Below are 25,505 nucleotides of genomic sequence, written 5' to 3'. Positions count from 1 at the left end.
CTAAACTAGGTTGTAACAGCCTGTCTGCTTTTGCAGCCGTGCATCGGACTGGAGGAGCCTATGAAACAGAACCACAACGAGCATCAACATTTTTGGGAAGTTGACCTACGCATCCTGCTGCTGCAGTGGTGGGAAGACATTTCGATGTTTGTATTGACCGCGTTCACCTTCGTGATCCTGGCGCTGCCGGTGATCATTCCGGGCTTGATCATGTGGTACTTGCTGGTCAACAACTTCAGCTTTGGGCCTTAAAGCTCAACCGTAGATTTTTCAAACCAAAAAGCAGCTACACGCGCATCTGGTATGCGCAGGTAGCTGCTTTTTTTATAGCTAACGGCTTATTAACTTACTTCGTCGCGCGTGCGGCTTGCAAGGTGTCGCGGGTTTTGATGGCTTCGCGGCGGGCCGCGTCGGCAAAGTCGTCACCAGACGAGGCATAAAGAATGGCGCGCGACGAGTTCACGATGATCTGGCCGTTGGCGCGCCAGCCCGCCTTGACGGTGGCCAATGCGTCACCGCCTTGGGCGCCCACGCCGGGAATCAACAAGGGCACCGTGGGCGCCAATTCGCGCACACGTTCAATCTCGGCAGGGTAGGTCGCGCCCACCACCAGGCCGAGCTGGCCGTTCAAGTTCCACGGGCCTTGGGCCAGGCGCGCCACGTGTTCATACAGCAGGGGCTGGCCTTCCACCGACGACAGGCGTTGGTTCTGCAGGTCGTCACCACCAGGGTTGGAGGTACGGCACAGCAAAAACGCGCCCTTGCCGGGATATTGCAGATAAGGCTGCACCGAGTCAAAACCCATGAAGGGCGACAGCGTCACCGCATCGGCCTTGTAGCGCACAAAGGCTTCGGCGGCGTATTGCTCTGCCGTGGAGCCGATGTCGCCACGCTTGGCGTCCAGAATGATGGGCACGTGGGGCGCCACTTGTTTCATGTGGGCCATCAGGCGCTCAAGCTGGTCTTCGGCGCGGTGCGCGGCAAAGTAGGCGATCTGCGGCTTGAAGGCCATGCTGAGGTCGGCCGTGGCTTCCACAATGCGGGCGCAGAAGTCGAAGATTTTGCTGGCGTCGCCCCGCATGGCGCCGGGGAATTTGGCCGGATCGGGGTCCAGCCCCACGCACAACATCGAGCCATTTTTTTGCTCGGCGTCGTGGAGCATGTCGAGAAAGGTCATGTCTCCGATTTTAAAGCCAGTGCCTGCTCGGCGATTTCATGCGCTGTCGCACCGGGACGGCGGCGCTTTTCGCGGCGCACATAAGCACTCGGCGTCACCCCCGACCAGCGGCGAAACGCGCGCGCCAACACCTTGTCGGACTCATAACCCACATCTTGCGCAATCTGCGCCTGCGACTGTCGTCCACCTTCCAACTGTTCGGCCACCAAGGCCATGCGGTGCGAGGTGAGGTAGTGGATGGGCGTCACGCCCACCAGCTCTTTGAACGTGCTGGCAAAACGGGTGCGCGACATGCCGGCTTCGCGCGCCAGCGACTCCACCGTCCAGCCCTGCCCCGGCTGCTGGTGCATGCGCATGATGGCGCGCGCAATGCCCGCATCAGACAAGCCCCGCAGCCAACCGGCGCCCAGCGCGCTGGTGCCAGTCAGTTCCAAATGTTCACGCACGATGTTGACCAGCAGCAACTCGCCCAGCCGCGCGGTAGACAAGCGCCAGCCAGGGCGCTGCGCCAAGGTCTCCACCACCAAGGCTTCCATGGTGGTGGCCAGGCAGTTGGCCACGTCCAGGTCGCGGTGGCGAATGTGGATGCACGGCGGCAAGATGCTCAGCACCGAGTGACGGCAGTAGGCCGAGAACCACACCTGCGTGGTGAACATGTCGGTCAACGCGCCGCCGCCGCCATGCGCAAAGACCAGCGGGTTTTCGTCCGGTGCGCCCACGCGGTGGCGCGCAATCAAATTGGCGAACGGCTCGGCAAACACACCCGGCTTGGAACACAGGATGTGTGGCGCCCCCAGCGGCAGCATCACCAAGTCGCCGGCTTCCACGCGAAACGGCTCGCCACCTTTGACCTGCATCCAGAACGGCGCACCGCGCGCCACGCGGATCAGCGAGCCCGGCACGCCGCTGGACTGCAAGCCCCACGGTGCGGTCAGCGCAAAGCGCGCAGACACCGCGTGCTCAGACCGGCAGACCGACAGCACATCACTCAAGACATCCATAAAACACCCATACCGCATCGTACCCAAATGCGGCTCTTTCAAGCAGGAAACGCGCCGTGCTCAAGTCACTCAGCGGACGTTCAACCCTTGGCACAAAACCGCCTGCAACAGACCCCAGTCTGCTTGCGCAAACCACCAGTAAAACAAGTGAATGACGTGGGTGTGTCCGGTAAAGAACTATGTACGAATAGTGTCTAAATCTAGCGTCTTGGTGGTTTCGCAAAGACACGTGCGCTTAAAGAATCTGCTGTCCCCATTCAGCCGGCTGCTTCCCCTGCAGACCGATTTTTTAGTTCACCCCAAAGTTCGCCACCGATGAAACAAGCTCTCTCGTTGACCGCTGCCGCCATGGCCGTCCTGACGTTCTGCGCCACCAGCGCGCAAGCCCAATCCAACAACGTGCAGTTGTATGGTTTGCTCGCCCCCATGGTCGACCACATCTCGGTGAGCGATGTCGCCAGAACCGCGCCCGCAGACCGCCCTTCAATGCTGCCCGCCAGCACCTACAACGGCGCAGGTGCCTACACGGTGACCCGCATGCAAAGCTCCACGTCGAACTTCGGCATGCGCGGCACCGAAGACCTGGGCGGCGGTCTCTCCACCATCTTCCAACTGGAAAGCGGCATGGGTGTGGACGATGGCACGTTGACGGGTGGCCCCGCAGCGGCCAACCGTTTCTTCAACCGCAACACCCGCGTGGGCCTGAGCTCGCGCACCCTGGGTACTTTCTTCGCCGGTAGCTGGGACTCGGCCAGCGCATGGTCGCACCTGGGCCTGACCAACGGCGTGCGCAACCCCTACGCCGGCGACAGCTCGGTCATCTTCGTCACGCCGGGCTTCAACGTCACCCACTCGGTGACCGCAGACACACGCACCAACACGTCGAGTGACGCCACCTTCAACCGCCGCCAAGGCAACTCGCTGCAGTACTGGACACCCAACTGGGCCGGCCTGTCGATGCGCCTGGCCTACTCGCTGCCCGAAGGCGAAAAGACCGCGGCCAACGGCACCAAGTACAAGCCATCGGTGGCCGGCTTCGGCGCTGAATACGTGACCGGCGGCCTGATGCTGCGCTACGCCTACCAACAACAAAACGACTACTTCGGTGTGGCCTGGATCGGCTCCAACGGCGCCGCCAACCCCGACACCGCTGGCTCCACCGCCACTGGCTCCAAAGACACCAACCATCGCCTGATCGCACGCTACAGCGTCAACCAAAGCTGGACCGTGCAAGGCACGTTCGACCGCGTGGAATACACCGCCGACGGCGTGGCCGCTGGCGGCATCAACAACTACAGCCGCAACGCCTGGGCCGCGCTGGTGCAGTTCCGCGACGGTGCCCACAGCCTGTGGGGCAACTACGGCATGGCGTCGGACGGCAGTTGCAGCCGCAGCGGCGCCGCTGGCTGCAGCACCACCGACCTGGGCGCCACCTCTTGGGCCCTGGGCTACCGCTACGACTTCTCGAAGCGCACCGACGTGTTCACCTCGGTCTACCAAGTGCGCAACCGCGCCAACGGCCAATACGGTGTGTTCCCACGCTCGGTGGCAGGCATCGCCCCCGGCAACACGCAAACCGGCTTGACGGTCGGCATCGAACACTCGTTCTGATGAAGACGCCAGCAGTTAGTGAATAGGTAATAGGAGACAAACCATGAGCGCACTCAAAATCGGCATCGTTGGCGGCGGCATTGGCGGCTTGGCAGCGGCCAACGCCTTGCACCAAGCGGGTCACGACGTGACCGTGTTCGAGCAAAGCCAACAGTACCTGCGCGTGGGCGCAGACATCAACCTCACGCCCAACGCCGTGCGTGCGCTCGATGGTTTGGGCGACGGCATTGCCCGTGCCGCGCGCGCCTCGGCCGCGCGGCCCACACACCGCATCAGCCGCACCTGGGACAGCGGCGAAGAAACCTCGCGCCTGGTGATGGGCGATGAAGCCGAACGCAAGTACGGCGCGCCGCAACTCACCATCCACCGCGCCGACCTGCTGGCCGCGCTGGCCGATGCCTTTCCCGCCAGCCGCGTGCAGTTTGCCAAGCGCGTGAAGAGCATCGAGACGCGTGACAACACAGAAGGCCACGGCAATGTCGACGTGCATTTCACCGACGGCACCAGCGCCACCGATCTGGACGTTTTGATCGGCGCCGACGGCATCCACTCCGTGGTGCGCAACGCGCTCTTCGGTGCCGAAAGCCCACGCTTCACCGGCGTGGTCGCCTTCCGCGCCGTGGTGCCCACCGAGCGCGTGAAAGACGTGCCTAACATCGGCGCCTTCACCAAATGGTGGGGCCCCACGGCCGAGAGCCAGATCGTCACCTTCCCGCTCAACCAAGGCCGCGACACCTTCATCTTCGCTACCACCGCGCAAGACTCGTGGCACGAAGAATCGTGGACTAGCCCCGGCAGCGTGGAAGAACTGCGCGGCTTCTACGCCGCCTTCCACCCCGACGCCCGCGCCCTGCTCGACGCCTGCGACACGGTACTGAAAACCGCCCTTTACGAACGCGACCCGCTGACGCATTGGTCGCGCGGCGCCATCACCCTGGTGGGCGACGCCTGCCACCCCATGATGCCCTTCATGGCCCAAGGCGCCGGCATGGCGATCGAAGACGGCGTGGTGCTGGCCCGCTGCCTGAGCCACATCAACAACCGCACCGACGTGCCCGCCGCCCTGGCCACCTACGAGGCCCTGCGCCTGGAACGCGCCAGCCAGATCCAGATCGGCTCACGCGGCAACAACTGGCTGCGCGCCGGTGGCAATGCAGATTGGGTGTATGGCTACGACGCGTGGAAGGTCGAGCTGAACGCAGAAGCCGTCACCGCATGAGCAGCGCCCTCCCCAGACGCACACTGCTGAAGGCGGCCACCGGCACCGCACTGCTCGCCGCCGGTGTGGCGCGCGCCCAGAGCCAGCCAACGCCCGCCCAACCTTGGGCCCAGGGCACGCGGCTGGTGTTGCTGGGCACCATGGCCGGGCCGGTACTGCACCCGTCCCGCATGATGAGCAGCCAAGTGGTGTTTGTGAATGGCCGTGGTTTCCTGGTCGACTGCGGCTACGGCACCATCGCCCGCATGACCGAAATGGGCATGCGCCTGGGCGAGCTGAGCAACATCTTGGTGACGCACCACCACTCGGACCACACGGCCGACTACCCGGCGCTGCTCAACCTGGCGTGGATTCTGGGCATCAAAGGCCAGCTCGGCATCTACGGCCCGCCGCCGATGCTGAAGATGCACCAAGCGGCCCTGGCCGTGTTCGAGGAAGACACCGACATCCGCATCAACGCCACACGCCGCGAGCCGGTAGCCAAGTCGTTCGCGGTGCACGAAGTGCGCGGCTCGGGCTTGGTGTTTGAAGACAGCAGCGTGAAGGTGACCGCCGCGCTGGCCGACCACGCGCCGTTTGAAGTGGCACTGGCCTACCGCTTCGACACCGCCGAGCGCAGCATCGTCATCTCTGGCGACACCGCCCGCTCCGACGCCGTGGCCCAACTGGCCCGCGGTGCCGACGTGCTGGTGCACGAAGCGATGTATGAACCCGGCATCGAACGAATGCTGGCCAAACGTCCCTACGTGCCACCCACGCTGCGCGAGTTTCTGCGCAAAGGCCACACCTCCGCCGAAGACGCCGGCCGCGTGGCCGCACAAGCCGGCGTGAAAACCTTGGTGCTGTCACACCTGCTGCCCGGCGATGAACCTGTGCCCGACAGCGTGTGGATCGCCGAAGCCTCAAAACACTTCAAGGGCGAGATCATCGTCGGCCGCGACAAGATGGTGCTGTAACAGCCCGACGATTGCCACGCTCCCAGGCCGAGCGAAGCAAAGGCCCGAATGGTTTCCACTCCCGTCAGGCCGGGCCTGCGCTGGGTGGGGTTGGTGGGATCAGGGCTGGTGGCTGTCTGAGCGGAACGCGAGTTCCACCAGACCCCCACCAACCGCACCCATCGCAGGTTTGCCCTTCGCTCCGCGAAGGGTCCCGGCATGCGGGTCGCCTTTTCTTGCTGACTTCTTTTTGGCGAAGCAAAAGAAGTTAGTCGCCCGCCGGGGCGAGACCCGGCCAGCAGCGCCAACCGAAAATCACCCCTCCCGCCACACCCTCTGCGCCAAACAAAGGTCGGCCCAAGCCTTGGCCTTGTCGGGCAGATTGCGCAGCAGATACGCAGGGTGGTAGGTCACCACCACGGGCACGCCGTGGTAGCGGTAAGGCGTGCCACGCAGGCGGCCGAGCGGTGCTGATTGCACGTCGGGCACCGATTCGGCCAGCAAGGCTTGCACCGCAAAACGGCCCATCGCCAAGATCACTTTGGGCTGCAGCAATTCCACCTGGCGGCGCAGGAAAGGCGAACACAACGCCACCTCTTCGGGCGATGGATTGCGGTTGCCCGGCGGGCGGCACTTCAGCACGTTGACCACGCAGGCCGCGTGCTGCGGTTTGCCGTCCACACCTTGACGGGACACGCCCAGCGTCTTGAGCATGTTGTCCAACAAGCGCCCGGCTTGGCCAACAAAAGGCTCGCCCTGGATGTCTTCGTTTTCACCAGGCGCTTCGCCCACGATGAGCCAATCGGCATGTGGCGGCTGGCCTTCGGCAACCGGCGCAGGGCCCACGCCAAAGACGGTGTTCTTGCGCGTTTTGCACAGGCTGCAGGCCTCGCACTGCGACACGGCGGTTTGCAGCTCGGCCCAGTTGAGCGTGGCGACGGGGCCGCTGAGCGGCACGGCTGGTGCACGTTGAGATATAGAGCCAATTTGACCTCCGGCGCTTTGCACACCTGCGGCGGCAGCTATTGCTTTCGCAGCAAACTCCGGCGTCAAGGCTTGTGGGGCCTGGGGTGCGCGCACGGGCGCGGGCGTTACGGCGGGCGCTTCAACGGCGGCGGCAACGACGGCAACCATGGGCAGGGGCGGCATCTCTTCCGGCGGCAAGCTTTCCGGCCACCACACGGGCACACCCATTTCGGCCAGCATGGCGCGCTGGCGGTTGTCCAGATCCATCATGCGGGGGTTCTCATATTCGGGTTCACAACTTCAGGCTCATGACGATGGCGTCTTCACGCGTGCCATGGGCATCGGGGTAATATTTTTTACGCAAGCCTACACGTTGGTAGCCGTGGGCCAGGTAGACCTCCAGCGCGCGCTGGTTGCTCACGCGCGCTTCCAGCCACAGCCACTGCATGCCCTGCCCGCGCGACCACAGTGCCAGCGCGTCGAGCATGATGCGCGCCCAACCCTGGCCTTGGTATTGCGGCGCCACGGTGATGTTCAGCAGGTGTACTTCGTCCACCCCTTTCATCGCGACGAAGTAGCCGATCACGCGGCCATCGGCCACCAGCATCTGCGCCTGGTAGCCGGACTTCAGCGCGTCGGCAAAGTTGACGTGGCTCCACGGGTGCGCGTAGGCGGCCAGTTCCACCTCGAGCACGGCCGGGAGCCATTCGAGGGTCATGGCCTCGAAGCTGGCTTCTTGCACGGCTGGCGCAATGGGATTGGCGCTCATGGTTTGGCGGACTCCGTTGCGGCCAGCGCATCGGCAGCCGCTTGCTTGATTGCCATGCGCTCGGCGGTGGTTTGCGCGACCTTGTCGCGGATGTAGAGCGGCAACGCTTCGCTGGCCGGCACGGCACCACCTGCGGCCAGCAAGGCCGGCGCCAAGCGCAGCATGGCGGCAGCGGTGGGCAGGGCCACCACATCGGCCGTGGAGCGCGCGGGCAGGCGCTCGCCATAAGCGGCGACGGCGTTGCCGGCGAGGGTCCAACCGGCGGGCACGTCGAGCGCTTCAGGGCGCACCAGCACGTAGTCGCCATGGGCGTGCCACTGCTGGCCGTCCCAGGTGTAGCGGCCGGTGTAGATCTCGTCCATGCGCGCATCAATGGCGGCCACCACCTGGTGCACGCCGTGTTGCAGACGCGCTTCTTCGGCCACAGCCAACAGCGTATCGACCGGCAGCACCGGGCGGTTGGCACCGAATGCCAGGCCCTGCACCACCGAACATGCGGTGCGCAGGCCGGTGAAAGAACCCGGGCCGCAGCCAAACGCCAGCGCATCCAGGTCTTGCAGCTTGAGGTCGGCCTGCGCCAGCAGCGCCAGCACGGCAGGAATCAACGTGGTGGAGGCTTTGGGGCCGCCCGCACTGGTGTGTTGCCACACCTCGTCACCGTGCAACACGGCAATCGACAGCACCTCGGTGCTGGTATCAAAGGCCAGCAACTTCATAAACTAAATCCCTTGCTTACAGCCCCCGTATCATGGGGGGCTGCTTCATTTTTAATAGTAGATATTGCCACCGGAACGGGTTTGCCCTGGCGTACGCCAAACAAGATACCCGCCGTGACCAACGCCAGCCCGGCCAGCAAATTCCAGTACAGCGGCTCGCCCAAAAACAGCACCGCGCCCAGCGCGGAGAGGCCGGGCACCAGCGCCGTGAGCATGGTGGAGCGCACGGGGCCAAACTGCTTGATCATCATGGTGAAGGTAATGCCCGAGATCACCACCGAGCCCAGGCCTTGAAAGACCATTTGGAACACGATCTCGCGCCACGGTGCCGCCGCCAAGCGCGAGGGCATCACATCCAACGCGGTCAACAGCAGGTAACTTGGCACGTAGACCATGGTGGCAAAAACCGTCAAAGCCACCGTGGACTTCACGGCCTCCAGCCGGTAGTGGCGCGCCACGATGCTGAAGGCCGCCCAGCAAATGGCAGCACTCATGAAAAACAGGTCGCCTTTCCACACATCGCCACCGTCAAAGGCGTGCAGCAGGCTGGGCCCACCGACCATCAAGTCCCCACCCACAATGCACAGCAGGCCCACGGCGCGTGTCGGGGTGATGCGGTCGCCCAGGCACAGCGCGGCCAGCAGCGCCGTCCACAACGGCAGGCTGCCCGGCATCAGCACCGAGGCGTGCGCCGCCGGTGCAAAAAAGAAACCCGCGTACGACAACATGGCGTAGCCCAGCCCGGCCAAACTGCCAGTGATGGCCGTGGTGCGCAGCGCCAGCGGCGACAAGCCAAACAACGACGGCCCGCCTTGCAGTTGCCCGGTGCGCACCAAATACCACCCCAACGGCACCAGCACCACACTGGCGCCCAACATGCGGCACAGCGCAATGTCGAATGGCCCTAGCGTGCGTCCCGCAGAGGCGCGGGCCACCACGATGAAGCAGCTCCACATGGCCACCGTGACGACGGCAGCCACCACGCCCTTGGCCTTGGAGGAAGGCGCGTTGAAGGCGCCCAGGATTTTTTGCATCTGCCGATTATCGGTTGCGCCCCGCTTTGCCGTCGGCGCCGGGACATGCGGCGGTAGACTTGCCCGCAACACCTCCGCCAGTCTCAACCGCGATCTTCCTGTGCCTGCATTTTTCTTTTCGCCCGCCCGTCTTAGCTCCCGCCTTAATCCCCGTCTTTGCGCCACTCTTTTAGCGTTCGTTTTTTGCAGCCCCAGTTGGAGCGCCCCGGCCGAACAGCCCTTGCCTGCCGAAGTGGCCACCGCCCTGGCCCGCGCCCGTGTGCCACGCGATGCGGTGAGCTTCGTCGTCGCCCCGGTCGATGGCCAGCGCGCGCCCCGGCTAGCGCACCGCGCGAAGGTGGACATGAACCCGGCCTCGGTGATGAAGCTGGTGACCACTTACGCCGCGCTCGACCTGTTGGGCGCCGACTACACCTGGAAGACGCGTTTTTATGCCGATGGCCCCGTCAGTAACGGCGTGCTGCAAGGCAACCTGTACGTGCGCGGCGGCGGCGACCCCAAGCTGGTGCTGGAGCGCATCGACGAAACCTTCAAGGCGCTGCAGGCGCGCGGCGTACAGCAGGTGCGCGGCGACATGGTGCTGGACCACAGCTATTTCGAGCCCATCAACCGCGACCCGGCCGAGTTTGACGGGGAACCGCTGCGCCCCTACAACAGCACGCCCGATGCGCTGCTGGTCAACTTCAAGTCGCTGATCTTCACGCTCACGCCCGATGCCAATGGCAAAACCGCCACCATCAAAACCGAGCCGCCGATTGCCGGTGTGCAAATCGACACCAGCGTGCCGCTGTCGCAACAGCCCTGCGGCGACTGGCGCGCCGGCTTGCAGGCCGACTTTGCCGACCCGAACCGCGTGCGCTTCGCGGGCGCCTACCCCGCCAGTTGCGGCGAACGGGTGTGGCCCGTGGCCTATGCCGACCCGGCGAGCTATTCACGGCGCGTGCTGCAAGCCATGTTTGCCACGGCGGGTGGCAGCTTGAGCGGCACCGCACGCGACGGCAGCGTACCCACCCAGGCGCGCTGGCTGATGGATGCGCCCTCGCTGCCGCTCTCAGACATCATTGCCGACGTCAACAAGTTCAGCAACAACGTGATGGCGCAACAGTTGTTCCTGACGCTCAGCGCCAAGAGCCGGGGTGTGGGCACGCTGGAAGGCTCACGCAGCGCCGTCAACACCTGGTGGCCGAAAGCCGTGGGCGCCGAGGTGCCAATCCCCAACATCGAAAACGGCTCGGGCCTAAGCCGCGATGAACACACCACCGCTACGGCCCTGGCCACGCTGCTGCAACGCGCCGCGCGCCACCCCCAGGCAGCGGTGTACGCCAACTCGCTGGCCATCGCTGGCGTGGACGGCACGGTAAGCCGCATGGGCGCCCAACCCGGCATCAAGGAAGCGCTGGGCAATGCGCAGCTCAAGACGGGCTCGTTGCGCGACGTGGCTTCGGTGGCGGGTTATGTGACCGGGCGCAGCGGCCAACGTTATGTGGTGGTGGGGATCGTCAACCACCCGCTGGCCTCGGCGGCACGCCCGGCACTCAACGCCTTGGTGGAATGGGCTGCAAAAGATCAGTGAAGAAACCTGGGAAGCGCCAATAATGGAGCCTGGTCACTGCTTCCCTATCTCACCTCCCCGAGATCACCATGCAGGCTTCTGAACTCATTGGTTATGCCGCTGCGGCGCTCACCACCGCCAGCTTTGTGCCGCAGGCACTGCACACCTTTCGCACCCGCGATGTCAGCGGTATTTCGCTTGCCATGTACAGCGCGTTTGTCTGCGGCATCAGCCTGTGGCTGCTGTATGGCTGGCTGATGCAGGCCTGGCCCGTGGTGGTCGCCAACGCAATCACGCTCGGTTTAGCGGCCACCATCCTGGCCATGAAGCTTCGTTTTCGGCGACAACAGTCCAACGCATGAAGACGCAATGTACCCCTGGCAAACGCTTCAGGACTTACCCTGATGCAGCGCAATTCCGACACTTCAAGCGTAAGATTCGTGACCGTACAAAAGCGAACGATCGTTCGTAAAACCACTTTGTATACAAAACGCAATAACAAAGGACACCCATGAAATTCATAAAGGCCACGATGGCTGGTGCGGTCATCGCACTGTCGTTAACAGCTTGCGGCGGCGGTGGTGGTGGCGATCAGTCCACCAAGGTCAAGTTCACGTCCCTGGTGTCGTTTGGCGACAGTTTGAGCGACGTGGGCAGCTACAAGACCCCGGGCATCGCGTCTGTGGGCGGCGGGAAGTACACCGTCAATAGCGCCACTGCGCAGATCTGGGTCGAGCGCATCGCCAGTCAGTTGTCCTTGCCCGTTCCGTGCGCCGCCCAGACCGGGCTGAACGCCAGCGGCCCGTTGGCCGCATTGGCCGGCCCTGTTGTCAACCATGCCGAGTGCACAGCCTATGCCCAGGGCGGCTCGCGCGTGACCAATCCCATCGGCCCCTACAACGCCGCACTGCTGGCGTCACCCGACCCAACCACCGCTGCACAGGGCCGCGTCGGCCAGTTGACGGTGCCCGTGGTCACGCAGATCAGCAACCACCTCGCCAAGACAGGCGGAAGCTTCAGCGGCAGCGAAGTGGTGTTGATCCTGGCCGGCGCCAACGATGTGTTCTTGAACCTAGCCACCGTGGGCGTCACCACCACGCCCACCCAGGCGGCCACCGCCATGGCCACGGCAGCGGTCGAGCTGTCGAACCTGGTGAAAACACAAGTGGTGGGCAAGGGTGCCAAGTACGTGGTGGTGGTCAACCTGCCCAACATCAGCCTGACCCCCAGCACGCTGGCAGCAGAGGCCGCCAAACCCGGCAGCCAGGCCTTGACCGATGCGGTCACCCAGGCCTTCAACACCCAACTGGCGAGCAACCTCAGCGGCGTGCCAGGCGTGGTGCTGGTGGACTCGTACACCCAAAGCACCGACCAAGCCAAGAACCCCAGCGCTTACAGCCTGACCAACGTCACCACACCGGCGTGCAGCAGCACCTCGACAGCCAACCCATTGGCTGGTTACTCGCTCACCTGCACCGCAGCCAGCACCATTGCCGGCGACGTATCGCATTACCAATACGCCGACAGCGTGCACCCCACGCCTTATGCCCACGACTTGCTGGCGCGCCTGGCATCGGTGGCCATGGCACGCGCTGGCTGGCTGTAAAGCTCTGAGGACTCCACAATGAAAACAAAACTGCATTCGATTGCGCTGGCAAGCGCTTTGACCAGCCTTTTGGCCGCCACTGGCGCCGCCCAGGCCCAATCCGCCGGGAGCTGGCTGGTGCGCGCTGGCGCCACCCGTTTGATGCCCCACGTCGACAGCGGCAACATGTCGGCGCCCAGTCTGCCAAATACGAAGGTCGACATTGGCGATGACACCAAGCTCTCCGGCGGCATCACCTACATGGTGACCGACAACTGGTCGGTGGATTTCCCCCTGGCACTGCCGTTCAAGCATGACATCGTGGGAGCTGGCGCCATCGCCGGTGTGGGCAAGCTGGGTGAAGTAACCGCCCTGCCCATCACGCTGTTTATGCAATACCGTTTCAATGAAGCCAGCACGGCGTTCCGTCCGTACCTGGGCGCAGGTCTCACCTACTCCAAGCTGTACGACGAAACTGGCTCGGCCACGCTCAGCGCCATCACGGGCGGCTCGCCCAGCAACCCGACGACGCTGTCTTCTGACTCGCGTTTTGGCGTAACACTCCAAGCCGGTGTGACCTACAGCTTGAACGAACACTGGTTTGTCGACGGCGCCGTGGTGAAATCGTTCGTGAAGACCAAGGCCACCCTGTCGACCGGCCAGACCATCGACGTCAAACTCAACCCGGTGGCCGTGATGTTGGGCATTGGCTACAAGTTCTAAAAACGCAGCGCTCAACAAAAAAGGCTCCTGAGGAGCCTTTTTTGTACCCGCCTGACCGGCCCAGATGGCCAGCCGAGGTGAATATCACCAGCGATTGCGCAGCTTGTCGTAGGCGTAGCTGCCAAACAAGCGGTTGGCGTTCGGCGTGAGATACAGCTTGTCGGCATAGAGGTAGGCATCGTAAGTCGCGCCGCTCAGAATGGTGGACGTTGTGCACAGCGACGAATTGACTTCATTCGCGCCCACGCCAATGCCCACGCCAGCATCTACCGAGGTACACACCACGTTCACGACGTTGGTCATCGAATAACCAGCTGGCGTGCCCACCACCAAGTTGTAGTAGTACGTTGCATCGATGTACAGCACATTCGCGCCGAGGTCGTTGATCGCCACCAACATGGCTTGGTTGAACGCGGTGGTCGCTTCGGTCAGCACAGACCGTTGGTCCAGCGCAATGGCCCAGGGTGAGTTGCCCAGGTTGTAAGGGCCAACCACGACCACGTGTTTGCCACCAGCCGTCACCAGACGGCGCACCTGCGTCGCCAGGTCTTGGCCGGCCTGCTTCACGTTGGCCGTGAACTGGTCTTGCGTGATGCTGCCAGCGTTGAGCGCCTTCATTTCCGCCACGATGTCGCTGGCACCAGCGTTGACGACGACGATGTCGTCATTGGCCAAAGCGTTCGAGGCCAGGAAAGCATCAATCTGTTCTTTGACCGTGAGGCTGGTGCTGCTACCCACGAGATCCGGCTTGGCTACCACACGCACGTTGGCGCGGGCATAACCCAGTCCACCCGAAGCAGAAGGCGTGATGCTCTTGTTGTAAACGCCGGCCATTTGCACGACCCAGTTGTTCACGGAACCGTCGTTCACGGTGTACTTGGAGCCGCTTTGGCCGACATCGGCAAAGCCATCACCAAATGCGATGAAACGGGCGGGGGTGACCTGGGAGTCGACCGTGCTTGAGCCGCAAGCAGACAACAAGGCAGCCGATGCACAGGCTGCAACCACCATGGCGCGCCGCAAGCTGAAAAATTTCATTGATCACTCCAAAATACAAAAGGGGACGAATCCAAGCGGGTCCGTATCCGGCAACAGGATAGTTTAACGAGCATGGGCAAGCCCTCGGGTAAAGATTGTTGTCTGGCCATGTGCCGGGCGCTATTGGCCACCAGATCAAACGAATGCAGATGTTTTTGCGCTTCTGCGCAAATGCCCGTTTCCCCGCGCCGCGCTTAGGTTTAAACTGCGCCGTCGTCGAGCGTAGCAGGCCTCCTGTTGCTGCGACTTCTCCCCCGACATCGTTCAACCGATTCATCCCCCCAGGCGGCACTTATCTGTGTACCCACGGGTCTGAGTGCGTCTGCATTCGGTTGTCGGCCCCAATTGTTCAAGAGAGTGAGGAAGGATTTCGCCATGCGTTTCAACAAATTCAAAATGACAACGGCCGCTGTTTTGGCCGCACTGGCACTCGCCGGCTGCGAGACCACTGACATGAAGATGGGTAGCTCCGACGCCAAGACCATGGCCACCGGTAGCGCTGGCGGTTCGGCTACCGACAACGCCAGCAGCCAGCTCGAAAAATGCGCATCGCCGCTGGGCACTGTTTCATTGGTGGAAAACCAAGACGCCGGCTGGTACACCATTCTGCGCAACGAATACAAGCTGCCCCCCACCGCCAACCTGCTGCGCCTGCTGGTACAGCAGTCGAACTGCTTCATCGTGGTGGAACGCAGCGCCGCCGGCATGAACGCCATGGCGCGTGAACGCGCGCTGATGCAGTCGGGCCAGGCACGTGCCGGCAGCAACATGGGCGCGGGCCAAATGGTCGCCTCTGACTACGCCCTGTCGCCTGAAGTCATCTTCCGCAACAACAACGCCGGTGGCGCTGGTGCGTCGCTGGGCGGCATTTTGGGTGGCCGTGGCGGTAGCGTCCTGGGCGCTCTGGCCGGCAGCATGAACACCAAGGAAGCCAGCACCATGCTGACCCTGGTGGACAACCGCTCGGGTGTACAGGTGTCGGCCTCTGAAGGCAGCGCCTCCAAGACCGATTTCGGCATGATGGGCGGCCTGCTCGGCGGCTCGGCTGGCGGCGCAGTGGGTGGCTACACCAACACGGCTGAAGGCAAGGTGATTGCGGCGGCCTTCATGGATGCCTACAACCAGATGGTGCGTGCCCTGCGCCAGTACCGCGCACAGTCGGTGCAAGGCCAAGGCCTGGGTGGCGGTGGCCGCCTGGGTGTGGACGGCGGCGCCGCTCCATCGCAAACCTCGGCACCTGGCGCCGGTGCGGCCGTCATGTCGGTGCGCGACGCCCAAAACCGCCTGAACCAGCTTGGCTACAACGTCGGCGCGGCAGATGGCGCAATGGGCGGCAAGACCTCGGCGGCGCTGCGTGCGTTCCAGAAAGAGCGCGGCATTCCACAAACCGGCCGTGTCGACGCCACCACGTCAGCCGAACTGGCGAAATAAGTCACACCACCTGGCCTTCATGTGTTGAAGGCCAGGTGCACAAGACTCCAGGGCTTGGCTGCCACTCGGCGGCCAAGCCCTTATTTTTTATTGAATAAAATCAGCCGCTGGCGCAATTCAGACTTGCGTCAACAGCTATTATTTTTGAATACCCGCAGCCTGCTCAGCGCAATGCCCGGCGCCGAACAGCGCCCGAGCCGACCTGCGACAATGCCCGCCGTATGAATAACGCCTACATCCTCACCCTGTCTTGCCCGGACCGCACGGGCATCGTCCATGCTGTTTCTGGTTTTCTGCTTGAGCGGGGCGGCAACATCGAGGAAGCAGCCCAGTACAACGACCACGACACCGGTCTGTTCTTCATGCGTGTGCAGTTCGCCTGCGACCAACTCAGCCACGAAGAACTGCGCAGCCAACTGACGCCTTTCGCCGAAGGTTTTGCCATGCACTGGCGCCTGCACCCCACGTCGCAGCCAATGAAAACGGTGCTGATGGTCAGCAAAGAGGGCCATTGCCTGAACGACCTGCTGTTCCGCTGGAAGAGCGGCCTGCTGCCGGTCGACATCCGCGCCATCGTCTCCAACCACCGCGACTTCTACCAACTGGCGGCCAGCTACAACGTGCCGTTCCACCACATTCCGGTGACCGCCGCGACCAAGGCACAGGCCGAGGCCCGCGCCTACGAGGTTGTGGAGGCCGAAGGTGCTGAGCTGGTGGTGCTCGCGCGCTACATGCAGATCTTGAGCGATGACCTGTGCCGCAAGCTGTCGGGCCGCGCCATCAACATCCACCACTCGTTCCTGCCCAGCTTCAAGGGCGCCAAGCCCTACTACCAAGCGCACGACCGTGGAGTGAAGCTGATCGGTGCCACCGCCCACTACGTGACGGCGGATCTGGACGAAGGCCCGATCATCGAGCAAGACGTCGCCCGCGTAGACCACAGCCGCACGGTAGAAGACCTGACTGCCCAAGGCCGCGACACCGAGAGCCAAGTACTGGCCCGCGCCGTGAAGTGGCACAGCGAACACCGCGTGTTGATCAACGGACACAAGACGGTGGTGTTCAAGTAACGCGCCCTCCCCGCAAAGCAAAAAGCCGGCAATCAAGCCGGCTTTTTTCATTCTGAGCGGTACAACGTTAAGGGCGCTGCGCCATCTCTTCACCAAGGCGGATCGCACCGCCGGGTGCCCACACCGGGTTGAACTGCAGCGGCCCTTTGGGGAACAGCATCACCACGGTGGAGCCGAGCAGGAAACGTCCCATCTCATCGCCCTGCTGCAGGGTGATGGGCTTGTTGTCGTACCGCCATTCGCGCACCGGGCCGCGCGGCGGGTTGATCACACCTTCCCACACCGTGGCCATGCTGCCGACGATGGTGGCGCCCACCAGCACCAGCACAAAGGGGCCGCTCGCCGAGTCGAACACACACACCACCCGCTCGTTGCGCGCAAAAAGCCCGGGCACACCACGCGCGGTGGTCGGGTTCACCGAGAACAAATCGCCCGGCACATAAATCATGCGCGTCAGGCGGCCGGCACACGGCATGTGGATGCGGTGGTAGTCGCGTGGGCTCAGGTAGAGCGTGGCGAAGTGGCCGTTTTCAAACTGCGCGGCCAAAGCAGCATCGCCGCCCACCAGTGCGGTGGTCGAATAAGCGTGGCCCTTGGCTTGAAAGATCTGGTCGCCCGCGACCGCGCCGAACTGGCTGATGGCGCCGTCCACAGGGCAAATCAAATCAGCCTGCGCGAGTGGTCGCACGCCAGGGCGCAGTGCACGGGTAAAAAATTCGTTGAACGAGCGGTAGCTGGCCGTGTCGGGGTTGGCGGCTTCGGACATGTCCACGCCGTATTTGCCCACAAACCAATTGATCAAGCGCGTCGTCCAGTCGCCGGCCTCGGCCGAGGCAATCAGGCCGCCAAAGCTGGTCAGCCCTTTCTTGGGCAGCACGTATTGAGACAGTACTTTGAGTTGGTCTGACACTGCGGGGCCCGTGAACAAAAAGGGGTTGATTCTAGAGGCTGACGAGGCACCTCTGCGGCGCCTCTGCCTCGCCTTCAAGGCAGCGACAATAGCACCATGGCCGTCGCCCGCATCCCTCCGATCCAATGCCTCTTGACCTTCGAGGCGCTGGCACGCCTGCGCAGCGTGACGCAGGCCGCTGAAGAGCTGTGCGTGACGCCCAGCGCCGTGAGCCACCGCGTCAAGCAGTTGGAGCAAATCATCGGCCTGCGGCTGTTTGGTCGGGCCGATTATTCACTCACCACCGAGGGCAACGAATACCTGGCCCACGTGCGCGAGGGGCTGGCGATTTTGGAGCGTTTCCCCAGCGCGCAGTCGGCCCCCGGCAAACGCAAGCTGCGCCTGGCGGTCACGCCCACCTTTGCGCGCTCGATCTTGATTCCCCGGCTGCGCCAGTTCACCGAGGCCTACCCCGAAATCGACCTGACGCTGCAGGTGTCCATACCCCTGCTCGACGTGATTGCCGAAGACGCTGATTTGATGATCCGCTTCGGCACCGGCCGTTATGCCGATGTGGAACACGTCTGCCTGATGCACGACGAAGTCACGCCACTGGCCTCACCCGCCTTCGTGCGCGAGCACGGGCCGTTTGAAGCCGCCGAAGACCTGCAAGCCCTGCCACTGCTACGCTCGCCACTCGACCCGTGGCGCACCTGGTTCACCGCGCAAAAGCTAGACTGGCCCGAGCCTCTGGAAGGCTCGCAGTTCAACGACGTGGGCCTGATGTGCGATGCCGCAGCCGCCGGCATGGGTGTGGCGCTGGTGCGCCTGAAACTCGGCGCGCCGTGGCTCGACAACGGCACCTTGGCCCGCCTGGGCACCAGCCCCGCTTTCGCCCAACAAGTGCCCAGCCCGCACGCCCACTACCTGTGCTGGCGCACCGGCACCATGGACCGCTGGGAATGCACGGCGTTTGCCGAGTGGCTGAAAAAGGTCGTTGTTTAGAACGTGCAGGCTTGAGGTTCGAAGGCGCTTTTTTCACAAAGCCGCGCCGGATTCTTCAATCCTGAAATGAGGCGATTGGCGTAAAGTGACCGCTCCACTTGCCGTCCCCACACATGAACGCAGCCGCCACCCCGTCCCACCAGGAATTGCTACAAAGATCAGAGCTGCAGGCGCAGGTAGTGAAAGCGCTGGGCCTCGATTTACCTTCACACGCTTTGTTGTGGCACACGGAAGACACCACGCCCTACGAGTGTGATGGCCTCACCGCCTACCGCCAGCGCCCGCTGGTGGTCGCGCTACCTGAAACCTACGCCCAGGTGCAGGCCGTGCTGCGCACCTGCCACACGCTCAACGTGCCGGTGGTGGCGCGCGGTGCGGGCACCGGCCTGTCGGGCGGCGCCATGCCGCATGCGAATGGCGTCACGCTGTCGCTGGCCAAGTTCAACCGCATCTTGAAGGTCGACCCGACCAGCCGTACCGCTGTGGTGCAGGCTGGCGTGCGCAACCTGGCCATCAGCGAAGCCGCCGCACCTTACGGCCTGTATTACGCGCCCGACCCATCGAGCCAAATCGCCTGCACCATTGGCGGCAACGTGGCCGAGAACTCGGGCGGCGTGCACTGCCTGAAGTACGGCCTTACGGTGCATAACGTGCTGAAGGTCGAAGGTTTCACCATCGAGGGCGAGCACGTCACGTTTGGCAGCGACGCTTTGAGCAGCGCGGGCTACGACCTCCTCAGCGTGTTGATCGGCTCTGAAGGCATGCTGGCCGTGACCACCGAGGTCACCGTGAAACTGGTGCCCAAGCCGCAACTCGCACGCTGCATCATGGCCAGCTTTGACGACCTGCAAAAAGCTGGCGACGCTGTGGCCGCCGTCATCGCTGCCGGCATCATCCCTGCGGGCCTGGAGATGATGGACAAGCCTATGACCGCCGCCGTGGAAGACTTCGTCCACGCCGGCTACGACCTCAATGCCGAGGCCATTTTGCTCTGTGAGAGCGACGGCACGCCCGAAGAGGTGGAAGAAGAAATCGGCCGCATGAGCGAGGTGCTGCGCCGCTGCGGCGCCACCGCGCTCGCCGTCAGTTGCGATGAGGCCGAACGCATGCGCTTCTGGAGCGGCCGCAAAAACGCCTTTCCCGCCTCCGGCCGCATCAGCCCCGACTACATGTGCATGGACTCGACCATTCCGCGCAAGCGCCTGGCCGACATCTTGCTCGCGATTCAGCAGATGGAAAAAACCTACCAACTGCGCTGCGCCAACGTGTTCCACGCGGGCGATGGCAACCTGCACCCGCTGATCCTGTTCGACGCGAACGACCCCGACCAACTGCGCCGCTGCGAACTCTTTGGTGCCGACATTCTGGAGACCAGCGTGAAGATGGGCGGCACGGTGACGGGCGAGCACGGCGTGGGTATCGAAAAACTCAACTCAATGTGTGTGCAGTTCTCGGCGGCTGAAAACGCGCAGATGTTCGGCTTGAAGCGCGCCTTCGATGCGAAGGAGTTGTTGAACCCCGGCAAGGTCATTCCCACGCTCAACCGCTGCGCCGAATACGGCAAGATGTTGGTGCGCGGCGGGCAGATCAGCCACCCCGACCTGCCTCGCTTCTAGGGCCAGCACCACAGATGCTGGCTCTGCGCGGAATGGCTTGGTTGCTAGCGCTGCAGTCGCTGGGTGAGCTGCTGGCGCGCGGCCTGCAATTGCCATTTCCGGGCCCGGTGGTCGGCATGATTCTGCTACTGATCGCGCTGCGTTGGCCGTTGGTGCAAGCGCCTGTAGCCGCCTGTGCGGACTTCTTGCTGTCGCACCTGTCGCTGCTGTTTGTGCCGGTGGGCGTGGGCGTGATGACGCACTTGTCGCTCATCAGCACTTACGGCGCACGCATTTTGTTGGTGTTGGTGTTATCCACATGGATCGGACTGGCGGTGACTGCATGGGTGCTGCAGGCCACGCGGCCTAGTGAAGTTGAAGCCGACCCGGATCCAGACTCTGGCAGGTCGACCTAAAGCCCCAAACCACCAAAATCACCAAAATCATCACCCCATGGCCGATTTCGTTCAACTCTGGGTCTACCTTTCCGCCAGCCCTTTGTTTGGGCTCACAGCCACACTGCTGGTCTACGTGTTCGCCCAAGCCGCCTATGCGCGGGTGCACCAGGCGCCTTGGGCGAACCCTGTGTTGTGGAGCGTCGTCGTCATCGCCACCGTGCTGCTCGCCACGCGGGTGCCCTACCCCACCTATTTTGCGGGCGCACAGTTCATCCATTTCTTGCTCGGGCCTGCTGTCGTCGCCTTGGCCTGGCCGCTATGGCAACGGCGTGCTGAGCTGCGGCAACGCTGGGGCCGCTTGTTGCTGGCCGCATTGGCCGGTGGCACGGCCGCCAGCCTGTCGGCCTACGGACTGGGCCGTCTGCTGGGTTTACCGCCTGATGTGGTGTTGTCGCTGGTGCCCAAATCGGTCACTGCCCCCGTCGCCATGGGCATTGCAGAAAAGATTGGCGGCGTGCCGTCTCTGACTGCCGTGTTCGCGGTGCTGACGGGCCTGATCGGCGCGTTGAGCGGCAAGTATTTGTTTAACGCCTTGGGCATCACCACTAACGCTGATGGCTGGCGTGCGCGGGGTTTCGGATTAGGCACCGCCGCCCATGGTATTGGCGCGGCGCGGGCACTGCAGGTGAATGCCGATGCAGGCGCTTACGCAGGCTTGGCGTTGGGCCTGCAGGTGGTACTGGCATCGTTGCTAATGCCGCTGATCTTTCGGCTGCTGGGCACCACGCCCTGAACAGCCAAACCAACCGGCAGCAGCCCATAGGCGCCACCGGTTGTTTCGAACTTAAGCCTTGGCTTGGCTCAGCATCGTGGCGCCGTCGCTGACTTCAAACTTGCCAGGCGCTTCGATGTTCAAAGTCGTCACCACGCCGTTTTTCACCAGCATCGAATAACGGTTGCTGCGCACGCCCATGCCTTTGCCCGTCAGATCCAGAGTTAAGCCGGTGGCTTGTGCAAAAGCAGCGCTGCCGTCGCCCAGCATACGCACTTTGCCAGCGGTCTTTTGGTCACGCGCCCAGGCGCCCATGACAAAAGCGTCGTTCACGCTGACGCACCAGATTTCGTCGACGCCAGCGGCCTTCAGCGCTTCAGCGTTGGCCACATAACCCGGCACGTGTTGCGCCGAGCAGGTGGGCGTAAACGCGCCGGGCAGCGCAAACAGCGCGATCGTTTTGCCAGCAGTGGCCTTGGCCACGTCCACGGGGTTAGGGCCAATGCTGCAGCCATTGCCTTCTACTTCTACATATTCCATCAGCGTTGCGGCTGGCAGGGTGTCACCGACTTTGATCATTGAATGCTCCAGTTCTGTTGCTCAAAAGTTACTTAAAACAAGCCACGCAAAAAAGCGTCGCCAAAAAACAAAAACGACCCACATTGTGGGTCGTTTTCTATGCGTTTGCTGAGAGGGCCAGATTAGGCCCAATCGACATTCGTCTTAAGCTCAGTCAACAATCGCTTTTTGCACCAAGCGGGACACAACCCAGTTCTTGGTCTTTGAGATTGGACGGCTTTCGGTGATTTCGATCGTGTCACCGATCTTGTATTCGCCGTTTTCGTCGTGTGCGTGGTACTTGCTGGTCTTGGCAACGATCTTGCCGTAGAGCTCGTGCTTCACGCGACGTTCGATCAAGACCGTAACAGTCTTGCTACGCTTGTCGCTCACAACCTTGCCAATCAAGGTGCGCTTGAGGGATGTCTTAGCTTCCGTCATTTTTCGCTCCTTACTTGGCGGATGACTCAGCCGCTTGCTTCTCGGCAAGAATCGTCTTGGCGCGAGCAATGGCGCGGCGCGTATTGCGCAGCGTGGCTGTGTTGTTGAGTTGTTGCGTGGCTTTTTGCATACGCAGACCGAAGTGGGCCTTTTGCAAGGACTTCACTTCAGCTTCGAGGCCGGCGACGTCTTTGGCGCGCAATTCAGTAGTGTTCATTTCTGTTTCTCCTGATTACTGACCAACCATACGGGCCACGAAGGTGGTGCGCAAAGGCAGCTTGGCGGCAGCCAAACGGAACGCTTCACGAGCCAACTCTTCAGGGACGCCGACGATTTCAAACACGATCTTGCCGGGCTGAATTTCAGCCACGTAGTACTCGGGGTTACCTTTACCGTTACCCATCCGCACTTCAGCAGGCTTTTGGGAAATCGGCTTGTCGGGGAACACACGGATCCAGATACGACCACCACGCTTCACGTGACGGGAAATCGCACGACGTGCGGATTCAATCTGGCGGGCCGTCAGACGGCCACGGTCCGTGCACTTCAGACCGAAGTCACCGAACGCAACCGAGCTACCCCGGGTTGCGATGCCGGTATTACGGCCTTTTTGCTCTTTGCGGTACTTACGACGCGCTGGTTGCAACATATTTATTCTCCTTTACCGTCAGCCGCATCGGTAGCGGCAGGCGCGGCAACTTTACGTACGCGCTGAACGGTAGATTTCGGTGCAGCAGCACCTGAAGCTTCGGTTGGCTTGTCGCTGCCATCCGCAGGAGCAGCATTGCCACCTGCAGGACGACGTGCACCACGCGTCGAAGGACGATCGCTGCCTGGACGGCCACCGCGGTCATCGCGACGAGGACCACGTGGGCGACGTTCTTCGTCAGCACGGGGTTCTTGCGCAACTGGGGCATCGTTACGACCCAGCGTGTCACCCTTGTAAACCCAGACCTTGACACCAATGATGCCGTAGGTGGTCTTGGCTTCGGACACGCCGTAGTCGATATCAGCGCGCAGCGTGTGCAGTGGCACGCGACCTTCGCGGTACCACTCGCAACGTGCGATTTCGATACCGTTCAGACGGCCGGACGACATGATCTTGATGCCCAGGGCACCCAGACGCATGGCGTTTTGCATGGCACGCTTCATGGCACGGCGGAACATGATCCGCTTTTCCAGTTGTTGCGTGATGCTGTCAGCGATCAGCTTGGCATCGATTTCAGGCTTGCGCACTTCTTCGATGTTGACGGCCACAGGCACGCCCAGCTGTTTAGCCAGTTCGCGCTTGAGGTTTTCGATGTCTTCGCCTTTTTTGCCGATCACAACACCCGGACGTGCCGAGAAAATCGTGATACGGGCATTCTTGGCGGGGCGCTCGATCAGAACGCGCGACACGGATGCGTTTTTCAGCTTAGCCTTCAGGTACTCACGCACCTTGATGTCTTCGGCCAGCATACCGGCGAAGTCGGTGTTGCTTGCGTACCAACGGCTAGACCAGTTACGGCTGACCGACAACCGGAAACCGGTTGGATGGATTTTTTGTCCCATATCTTCCGGACCCCTTAGTTGCCAACCGTCACGTACACATGGCACGTGGGCTTGCTGATACGGTTACCACGACCCTTTGCACGGGCTGTGAAGCGCTTGAGCGTTGCGCCTTGTTCGACGTAGATGGTTTTCACCTTCAGTTCGTCGATATCGGCACCGTCGTTGTGCTCAGCGTTGGCAATGGCAGATTCCAGAACCTTCTTGATAATCACAGCAGCTTTTTTCTGCGTGAACTGCAAGGTGTTCAGGGCTTGGTCTACCTTTTTGCCGCGGATCAAATCTGCGACCAGGCGGCCTTTGTCTACAGACAAACGCACGCCGCGAAGGACTGCACGTGTTTCCATGGTCTTTCCTTATTTCCGCACGACTTTTTTGTCGGCTGGGTGACCCTTGAAAGTACGGGTGAGTGCGAACTCGCCCAACTTGTGGCCCACCATTTGGTCGGTGATATAGACAGGGACGTGCTGCTTGCCGTTATGCACAGCGATGGTCAGGCCGATGAAATCGGGCAAGATCATGGAGCGACGCGACCAGGTCTTGATTGGCTTTTTGTCTTTGGTAGCAACGGCCTTTTCAGCCTTAGCCACCAAGTGATGGTCAACGAAAGGACCTTTTTTGAGTGAGCGAGTCATTGCCTAGCCCTTACTTCTTGCGACGCGACACAACCATCACCTGGGTGCGCTTATTGTTACGGGTGCGATAGCCCTTGGTCAGATTGCCCCAAGGATCGACTGGGTGACGGCCTTCGCCGGTCTTACCTTCACCACCACCGTGTGGGTGATCCACAGGGTTCATGACCACACCGCGAACGGTAGGACGAATACCCATCCAGCGCTTCACACCGGCCTTGCCCAAACGGCGCAGGCTGTGTTCTTCGTTGGCGACTTCACCGATGGTTGCACGGCATTCGATATGGATCTTGCGAACTTCGCCAGAGCGCATACGAACTTGAGCGTAAGTACCTTCACGGGCCAGCAGCGTCGCGGAAGCACCAGCGGAACGGGCGATCTGAGCACCAGCACCGGGCTTGAGCTCGATGCAGTGGATCGTCGAACCGACGGGGATGTTGCGGATCGGCAGCGTGTTACCAGCGCGGATCGGGGCTTCAGCACCGCTCAACAGCGTTGCACCGGCTTCTACGCCACGAGGTGCAATGATGTAACGACGTTCGCCGTCTGCGTAGCACAGCAAAGCGATGTGCGCAGTACGGTTTGGATCGTACTCAACGCGCTCAACCTTCGCAGGAATGCCATCCTTGTTGCGCACGAAATCGACCACACGGTAATGGTGCTTGTGACCACCGCCGCGGTGACGCGTCGTGATGTGACCGTTGTTGTTACGGCCGGCTTTCTGGAATTGTGGTTCCAGCAAAGCTGCGTGAGGCGCGCCCTTGTACAGGTGATCGCGCGTCACCTTCACCATGCCACGTTGGCCTGGTGAAGTTGGTTTCATTTTAATAACAGCCATGA

General features: G+C 62.3%; 30 protein-coding genes. 14 read left to right on the top strand and 16 right to left on the bottom strand.

What is annotated here, in order from left to right:
• Positions 1-60: 60 nt before the first annotated feature.
• Positions 61-252, top strand: coding sequence for a hypothetical protein (locus ACPWMG_RS01825; RefSeq protein ID WP_483302963.1), 192 nt, complete (start codon positions 61-63; stop codon positions 250-252).
• Between the two features lie 94 nt (positions 253-346).
• Here ACPWMG_RS01825 and pyrF read toward each other — a convergent pair whose 3' ends face one another.
• Both pyrF and ACPWMG_RS01815 read right to left on the bottom strand, forming a co-directional pair.
• Positions 347-1,177 (bottom strand): orotidine-5'-phosphate decarboxylase, encoded by an 831-nt coding sequence (gene pyrF, locus ACPWMG_RS01820; protein ID WP_483302962.1) that lies wholly within the window; start codon positions 1,175-1,177, stop codon positions 347-349.
• Positions 1,174-2,178 (bottom strand): AraC family transcriptional regulator, encoded by a 1,005-nt coding sequence (locus ACPWMG_RS01815; protein WP_483302961.1) that lies wholly within the window; start codon positions 2,176-2,178, stop codon positions 1,174-1,176. Before ACPWMG_RS01815 ends, pyrF begins: the two co-directional genes overlap by 4 nt.
• Positions 2,179-2,493: 315 nt before the next feature.
• Between ACPWMG_RS01815 and ACPWMG_RS01810 the strand changes: the two genes are divergently transcribed.
• From ACPWMG_RS01810 to ACPWMG_RS01800, 3 genes are read left to right on the top strand one after another with little or no spacing between them, the layout of a single operon-like run.
• Positions 2,494-3,789, top strand: coding sequence for a porin (locus ACPWMG_RS01810; protein ID WP_483302960.1), 1,296 nt, complete (start codon positions 2,494-2,496; stop codon positions 3,787-3,789).
• 43 nt (positions 3,790-3,832) lie between these two features.
• Entirely contained in the window at positions 3,833-5,008 is a 1,176-nt protein-coding gene (locus tag ACPWMG_RS01805; protein WP_483302959.1) for an FAD-dependent monooxygenase, read from the top strand.
• Positions 5,005-5,964 (top strand): MBL fold metallo-hydrolase, encoded by a 960-nt coding sequence (locus ACPWMG_RS01800; RefSeq protein WP_483302958.1) that lies wholly within the window; start codon positions 5,005-5,007, stop codon positions 5,962-5,964. The genes ACPWMG_RS01805 and ACPWMG_RS01800 overlap by 4 nt, the downstream gene beginning before the upstream one ends.
• Before the next feature lie 294 nt (positions 5,965-6,258).
• Here the strand turns inward: ACPWMG_RS01800 and ACPWMG_RS01795 are convergent, their stop codons facing one another.
• The 4 genes from ACPWMG_RS01795 to ACPWMG_RS01780 are packed head-to-tail and all read right to left on the bottom strand — an operon-like array spanning position 6,259 to position 9,428.
• A complete protein-coding gene (locus ACPWMG_RS01795; protein WP_483302957.1) occupies positions 6,259-7,179 on the bottom strand; it encodes a uracil-DNA glycosylase in 921 nt (306 codons plus the stop codon).
• A gap of 22 nt (positions 7,180-7,201) precedes the next feature.
• On the bottom strand, positions 7,202-7,678 hold the full coding sequence (gene rimI, locus ACPWMG_RS01790; protein WP_483302956.1) for a ribosomal protein S18-alanine N-acetyltransferase: 477 nt from the start codon (positions 7,676-7,678) through the stop codon (positions 7,202-7,204).
• Positions 7,675-8,394: a tRNA (adenosine(37)-N6)-threonylcarbamoyltransferase complex dimerization subunit type 1 TsaB gene (gene tsaB / locus ACPWMG_RS01785; RefSeq protein WP_483302955.1), complete on the bottom strand. Its 720-nt coding sequence runs from the start codon at positions 8,392-8,394 to the stop codon at positions 7,675-7,677. Before tsaB ends, rimI begins: the two co-directional genes overlap by 4 nt.
• Entirely contained in the window at positions 8,391-9,428 is a 1,038-nt protein-coding gene (locus ACPWMG_RS01780) for a DMT family transporter (protein ID WP_483302954.1), read from the bottom strand. The genes tsaB and ACPWMG_RS01780 overlap by 4 nt, the downstream gene beginning before the upstream one ends.
• A gap of 220 nt (positions 9,429-9,648) precedes the next feature.
• Between ACPWMG_RS01780 and dacB the strand changes: the two genes are divergently transcribed.
• From dacB to ACPWMG_RS01760, 4 genes are all read left to right on the top strand, one after another.
• Positions 9,649-11,001, top strand: coding sequence for a D-alanyl-D-alanine carboxypeptidase/D-alanyl-D-alanine endopeptidase (gene dacB, locus ACPWMG_RS01775; protein WP_483302953.1), 1,353 nt, complete (start codon positions 9,649-9,651; stop codon positions 10,999-11,001).
• 68 nt (positions 11,002-11,069) lie between these two features.
• A complete protein-coding gene (locus ACPWMG_RS01770) occupies positions 11,070-11,342 on the top strand; it encodes a SemiSWEET transporter (RefSeq protein WP_483302952.1) in 273 nt (90 codons plus the stop codon).
• Positions 11,343-11,491: 149 nt separating this feature from the next.
• The gene (locus ACPWMG_RS01765) at positions 11,492-12,586 is read left to right on the top strand and encodes an SGNH/GDSL hydrolase family protein (RefSeq protein WP_483302951.1); all 1,095 of its coding nucleotides are present in this window, start codon (positions 11,492-11,494) and stop codon (positions 12,584-12,586) included.
• Between the two features lie 18 nt (positions 12,587-12,604).
• The gene (locus ACPWMG_RS01760) at positions 12,605-13,288 is read left to right on the top strand and encodes an OmpW/AlkL family protein (protein ID WP_483302950.1); all 684 of its coding nucleotides are present in this window, start codon (positions 12,605-12,607) and stop codon (positions 13,286-13,288) included.
• Between the two features lie 84 nt (positions 13,289-13,372).
• On the opposite strand, the gene ACPWMG_RS01755 is transcribed toward ACPWMG_RS01760, so the two are convergent.
• Positions 13,373-14,326, bottom strand: a complete 954-nt coding sequence (locus ACPWMG_RS01755) for an SGNH/GDSL hydrolase family protein (protein ID WP_483302949.1) — start codon at positions 14,324-14,326, stop codon at positions 13,373-13,375.
• Positions 14,327-14,701: 375 nt separating this feature from the next.
• On the opposite strand from ACPWMG_RS01755, the gene ACPWMG_RS01750 reads away from it, so the two are divergent.
• Positions 14,702-15,757: a peptidoglycan-binding protein gene (locus ACPWMG_RS01750; RefSeq protein WP_483302948.1), complete on the top strand. Its 1,056-nt coding sequence runs from the start codon at positions 14,702-14,704 to the stop codon at positions 15,755-15,757.
• 221 nt (positions 15,758-15,978) lie between these two features.
• Positions 15,979-16,827, top strand: coding sequence for a formyltetrahydrofolate deformylase (gene purU / locus ACPWMG_RS01745; RefSeq protein WP_483302947.1), 849 nt, complete (start codon positions 15,979-15,981; stop codon positions 16,825-16,827).
• A gap of 67 nt (positions 16,828-16,894) precedes the next feature.
• Here purU and asd read toward each other — a convergent pair whose 3' ends face one another.
• Positions 16,895-17,737 (bottom strand): archaetidylserine decarboxylase, encoded by an 843-nt coding sequence (gene asd, locus ACPWMG_RS01740; protein ID WP_483302946.1) that lies wholly within the window; start codon positions 17,735-17,737, stop codon positions 16,895-16,897.
• Positions 17,738-17,833: 96 nt separating this feature from the next.
• Here asd and ACPWMG_RS01735 point away from each other — a divergent pair, with 96 nt between their 5' ends.
• The 4 genes from ACPWMG_RS01735 to ACPWMG_RS01720 all read left to right on the top strand — a co-directional run bounded on the left by ACPWMG_RS01735 (position 17,834) and on the right by ACPWMG_RS01720 (position 21,507).
• Positions 17,834-18,721 (top strand): LysR substrate-binding domain-containing protein, encoded by an 888-nt coding sequence (locus ACPWMG_RS01735; protein ID WP_483302945.1) that lies wholly within the window; start codon positions 17,834-17,836, stop codon positions 18,719-18,721.
• Between the two features lie 113 nt (positions 18,722-18,834).
• On the top strand, positions 18,835-20,337 hold the full coding sequence (locus tag ACPWMG_RS01730) for an FAD-linked oxidase C-terminal domain-containing protein (protein ID WP_483302944.1): 1,503 nt from the start codon (positions 18,835-18,837) through the stop codon (positions 20,335-20,337).
• Positions 20,338-20,351: 14 nt separating this feature from the next.
• Entirely contained in the window at positions 20,352-20,732 is a 381-nt protein-coding gene (locus ACPWMG_RS01725) for a CidA/LrgA family protein (protein ID WP_483302943.1), read from the top strand.
• Positions 20,733-20,769: 37 nt separating this feature from the next.
• Entirely contained in the window at positions 20,770-21,507 is a 738-nt protein-coding gene (locus ACPWMG_RS01720) for an LrgB family protein (RefSeq protein ID WP_483302942.1), read from the top strand.
• Between the two features lie 51 nt (positions 21,508-21,558).
• On the opposite strand, the gene ACPWMG_RS01715 is transcribed toward ACPWMG_RS01720, so the two are convergent.
• From ACPWMG_RS01715 to rplB, 8 genes are all read right to left on the bottom strand, one after another.
• On the bottom strand, positions 21,559-22,065 hold the full coding sequence (locus ACPWMG_RS01715; RefSeq protein ID WP_483302941.1) for a redoxin family protein: 507 nt from the start codon (positions 22,063-22,065) through the stop codon (positions 21,559-21,561).
• A gap of 150 nt (positions 22,066-22,215) precedes the next feature.
• The gene (gene rpsQ / locus ACPWMG_RS01710; RefSeq protein WP_483302940.1) at positions 22,216-22,485 is read right to left on the bottom strand and encodes a 30S ribosomal protein S17; all 270 of its coding nucleotides are present in this window, start codon (positions 22,483-22,485) and stop codon (positions 22,216-22,218) included.
• A gap of 10 nt (positions 22,486-22,495) precedes the next feature.
• Positions 22,496-22,702, bottom strand: a complete 207-nt coding sequence (rpmC, locus tag ACPWMG_RS01705) for a 50S ribosomal protein L29 (RefSeq protein ID WP_483302939.1) — start codon at positions 22,700-22,702, stop codon at positions 22,496-22,498.
• Positions 22,703-22,717: 15 nt separating this feature from the next.
• Positions 22,718-23,134 carry a 50S ribosomal protein L16 gene (rplP, locus tag ACPWMG_RS01700; RefSeq protein ID WP_422834473.1) on the bottom strand — a complete coding sequence of 139 codons (417 nt, stop codon included), beginning with the start codon at positions 23,132-23,134 and terminating at the stop codon, positions 22,718-22,720.
• 2 nt (positions 23,135-23,136) lie between these two features.
• Positions 23,137-24,036, bottom strand: coding sequence for a 30S ribosomal protein S3 (gene rpsC / locus ACPWMG_RS01695; RefSeq protein ID WP_483302938.1), 900 nt, complete (start codon positions 24,034-24,036; stop codon positions 23,137-23,139).
• 14 nt (positions 24,037-24,050) lie between these two features.
• Complete coding sequence (gene rplV, locus ACPWMG_RS01690; RefSeq protein ID WP_056667645.1) at positions 24,051-24,380, bottom strand: 50S ribosomal protein L22; 330 nt, start codon at positions 24,378-24,380, stop codon at positions 24,051-24,053.
• A 9-nt stretch (positions 24,381-24,389) separates the two neighbouring features.
• Positions 24,390-24,668 carry a 30S ribosomal protein S19 gene (gene rpsS / locus ACPWMG_RS01685; RefSeq protein ID WP_422834469.1) on the bottom strand — a complete coding sequence of 93 codons (279 nt, stop codon included), beginning with the start codon at positions 24,666-24,668 and terminating at the stop codon, positions 24,390-24,392.
• 10 nt (positions 24,669-24,678) lie between these two features.
• Positions 24,679-25,503, bottom strand: a complete 825-nt coding sequence (gene rplB / locus ACPWMG_RS01680; RefSeq protein ID WP_483302937.1) for a 50S ribosomal protein L2 — start codon at positions 25,501-25,503, stop codon at positions 24,679-24,681.
• Positions 25,504-25,505 lie beyond the last annotated feature (2 nt).

This window comes from Hydrophilobacter chitinilyticus, assembly GCF_049860745.1.
Lineage (GTDB): Bacteria > Pseudomonadota > Gammaproteobacteria > Burkholderiales > Burkholderiaceae_C > Rhodoferax_B.
This window is presented reverse-complemented; position numbering and strand designations above follow the sequence as displayed.

Excerpts from the sequence above, each read along its gene's own strand:
- ACPWMG_RS01725 (WP_483302943.1), top strand. The coding sequence starts at position 20,352 with ATGCTGGCTCTGCGCGGAATGGCTTGGTTGCTAGCGCTGCAGTCGCTG.
- ACPWMG_RS01815 (WP_483302961.1), bottom strand. The coding sequence starts at position 2,178 with ATGGATGTCTTGAGTGATGTGCTGTCGGTCTGCCGGTCTGAGCACGCG.
- rpmC (WP_483302939.1), bottom strand. The coding sequence starts at position 22,702 with ATGAACACTACTGAATTGCGCGCCAAAGACGTCGCCGGCCTCGAAGCT.
- ACPWMG_RS01800 (WP_483302958.1), top strand. The coding sequence starts at position 5,005 with ATGAGCAGCGCCCTCCCCAGACGCACACTGCTGAAGGCGGCCACCGGC.
- ACPWMG_RS01805 (WP_483302959.1), top strand. The coding sequence starts at position 3,833 with ATGAGCGCACTCAAAATCGGCATCGTTGGCGGCGGCATTGGCGGCTTG.
- rimI (WP_483302956.1), bottom strand. The coding sequence starts at position 7,678 with ATGAGCGCCAATCCCATTGCGCCAGCCGTGCAAGAAGCCAGCTTCGAG.
- ACPWMG_RS01750 (WP_483302948.1), top strand. The coding sequence starts at position 14,702 with ATGCGTTTCAACAAATTCAAAATGACAACGGCCGCTGTTTTGGCCGCA.
- ACPWMG_RS01715 (WP_483302941.1), bottom strand. The coding sequence starts at position 22,065 with ATGATCAAAGTCGGTGACACCCTGCCAGCCGCAACGCTGATGGAATAT.
- ACPWMG_RS01770 (WP_483302952.1), top strand. The coding sequence starts at position 11,070 with ATGCAGGCTTCTGAACTCATTGGTTATGCCGCTGCGGCGCTCACCACC.
- rpsC (WP_483302938.1), bottom strand. The coding sequence starts at position 24,036 with ATGGGACAAAAAATCCATCCAACCGGTTTCCGGTTGTCGGTCAGCCGT.
- ACPWMG_RS01760 (WP_483302950.1), top strand. The coding sequence starts at position 12,605 with ATGAAAACAAAACTGCATTCGATTGCGCTGGCAAGCGCTTTGACCAGC.
- ACPWMG_RS01795 (WP_483302957.1), bottom strand. The coding sequence starts at position 7,179 with ATGATGGATCTGGACAACCGCCAGCGCGCCATGCTGGCCGAAATGGGT.
- rpsS (WP_422834469.1), bottom strand. The coding sequence starts at position 24,668 with ATGACTCGCTCACTCAAAAAAGGTCCTTTCGTTGACCATCACTTGGTG.
- rpsQ (WP_483302940.1), bottom strand. The coding sequence starts at position 22,485 with ATGACGGAAGCTAAGACATCCCTCAAGCGCACCTTGATTGGCAAGGTT.
- tsaB (WP_483302955.1), bottom strand. The coding sequence starts at position 8,394 with ATGAAGTTGCTGGCCTTTGATACCAGCACCGAGGTGCTGTCGATTGCC.
- ACPWMG_RS01765 (WP_483302951.1), top strand. The coding sequence starts at position 11,492 with ATGAAATTCATAAAGGCCACGATGGCTGGTGCGGTCATCGCACTGTCG.
- ACPWMG_RS01825 (WP_483302963.1), top strand. The coding sequence starts at position 61 with ATGAAACAGAACCACAACGAGCATCAACATTTTTGGGAAGTTGACCTA.
- ACPWMG_RS01720 (WP_483302942.1), top strand. The coding sequence starts at position 20,770 with ATGGCCGATTTCGTTCAACTCTGGGTCTACCTTTCCGCCAGCCCTTTG.
- ACPWMG_RS01810 (WP_483302960.1), top strand. The coding sequence starts at position 2,494 with ATGAAACAAGCTCTCTCGTTGACCGCTGCCGCCATGGCCGTCCTGACG.
- ACPWMG_RS01735 (WP_483302945.1), top strand. The coding sequence starts at position 17,834 with ATGGCCGTCGCCCGCATCCCTCCGATCCAATGCCTCTTGACCTTCGAG.
- pyrF (WP_483302962.1), bottom strand. The coding sequence starts at position 1,177 with ATGACCTTTCTCGACATGCTCCACGACGCCGAGCAAAAAAATGGCTCG.
- purU (WP_483302947.1), top strand. The coding sequence starts at position 15,979 with ATGAATAACGCCTACATCCTCACCCTGTCTTGCCCGGACCGCACGGGC.
- rplV (WP_056667645.1), bottom strand. The coding sequence starts at position 24,380 with ATGGAAACACGTGCAGTCCTTCGCGGCGTGCGTTTGTCTGTAGACAAA.
- ACPWMG_RS01780 (WP_483302954.1), bottom strand. The coding sequence starts at position 9,428 with ATGCAAAAAATCCTGGGCGCCTTCAACGCGCCTTCCTCCAAGGCCAAG.
- rplP (WP_422834473.1), bottom strand. The coding sequence starts at position 23,134 with ATGTTGCAACCAGCGCGTCGTAAGTACCGCAAAGAGCAAAAAGGCCGT.
- rplB (WP_483302937.1), bottom strand. The coding sequence starts at position 25,503 with ATGGCTGTTATTAAAATGAAACCAACTTCACCAGGCCAACGTGGCATG.
- ACPWMG_RS01730 (WP_483302944.1), top strand. The coding sequence starts at position 18,835 with ATGAACGCAGCCGCCACCCCGTCCCACCAGGAATTGCTACAAAGATCA.
- ACPWMG_RS01755 (WP_483302949.1), bottom strand. The coding sequence starts at position 14,326 with ATGAAATTTTTCAGCTTGCGGCGCGCCATGGTGGTTGCAGCCTGTGCA.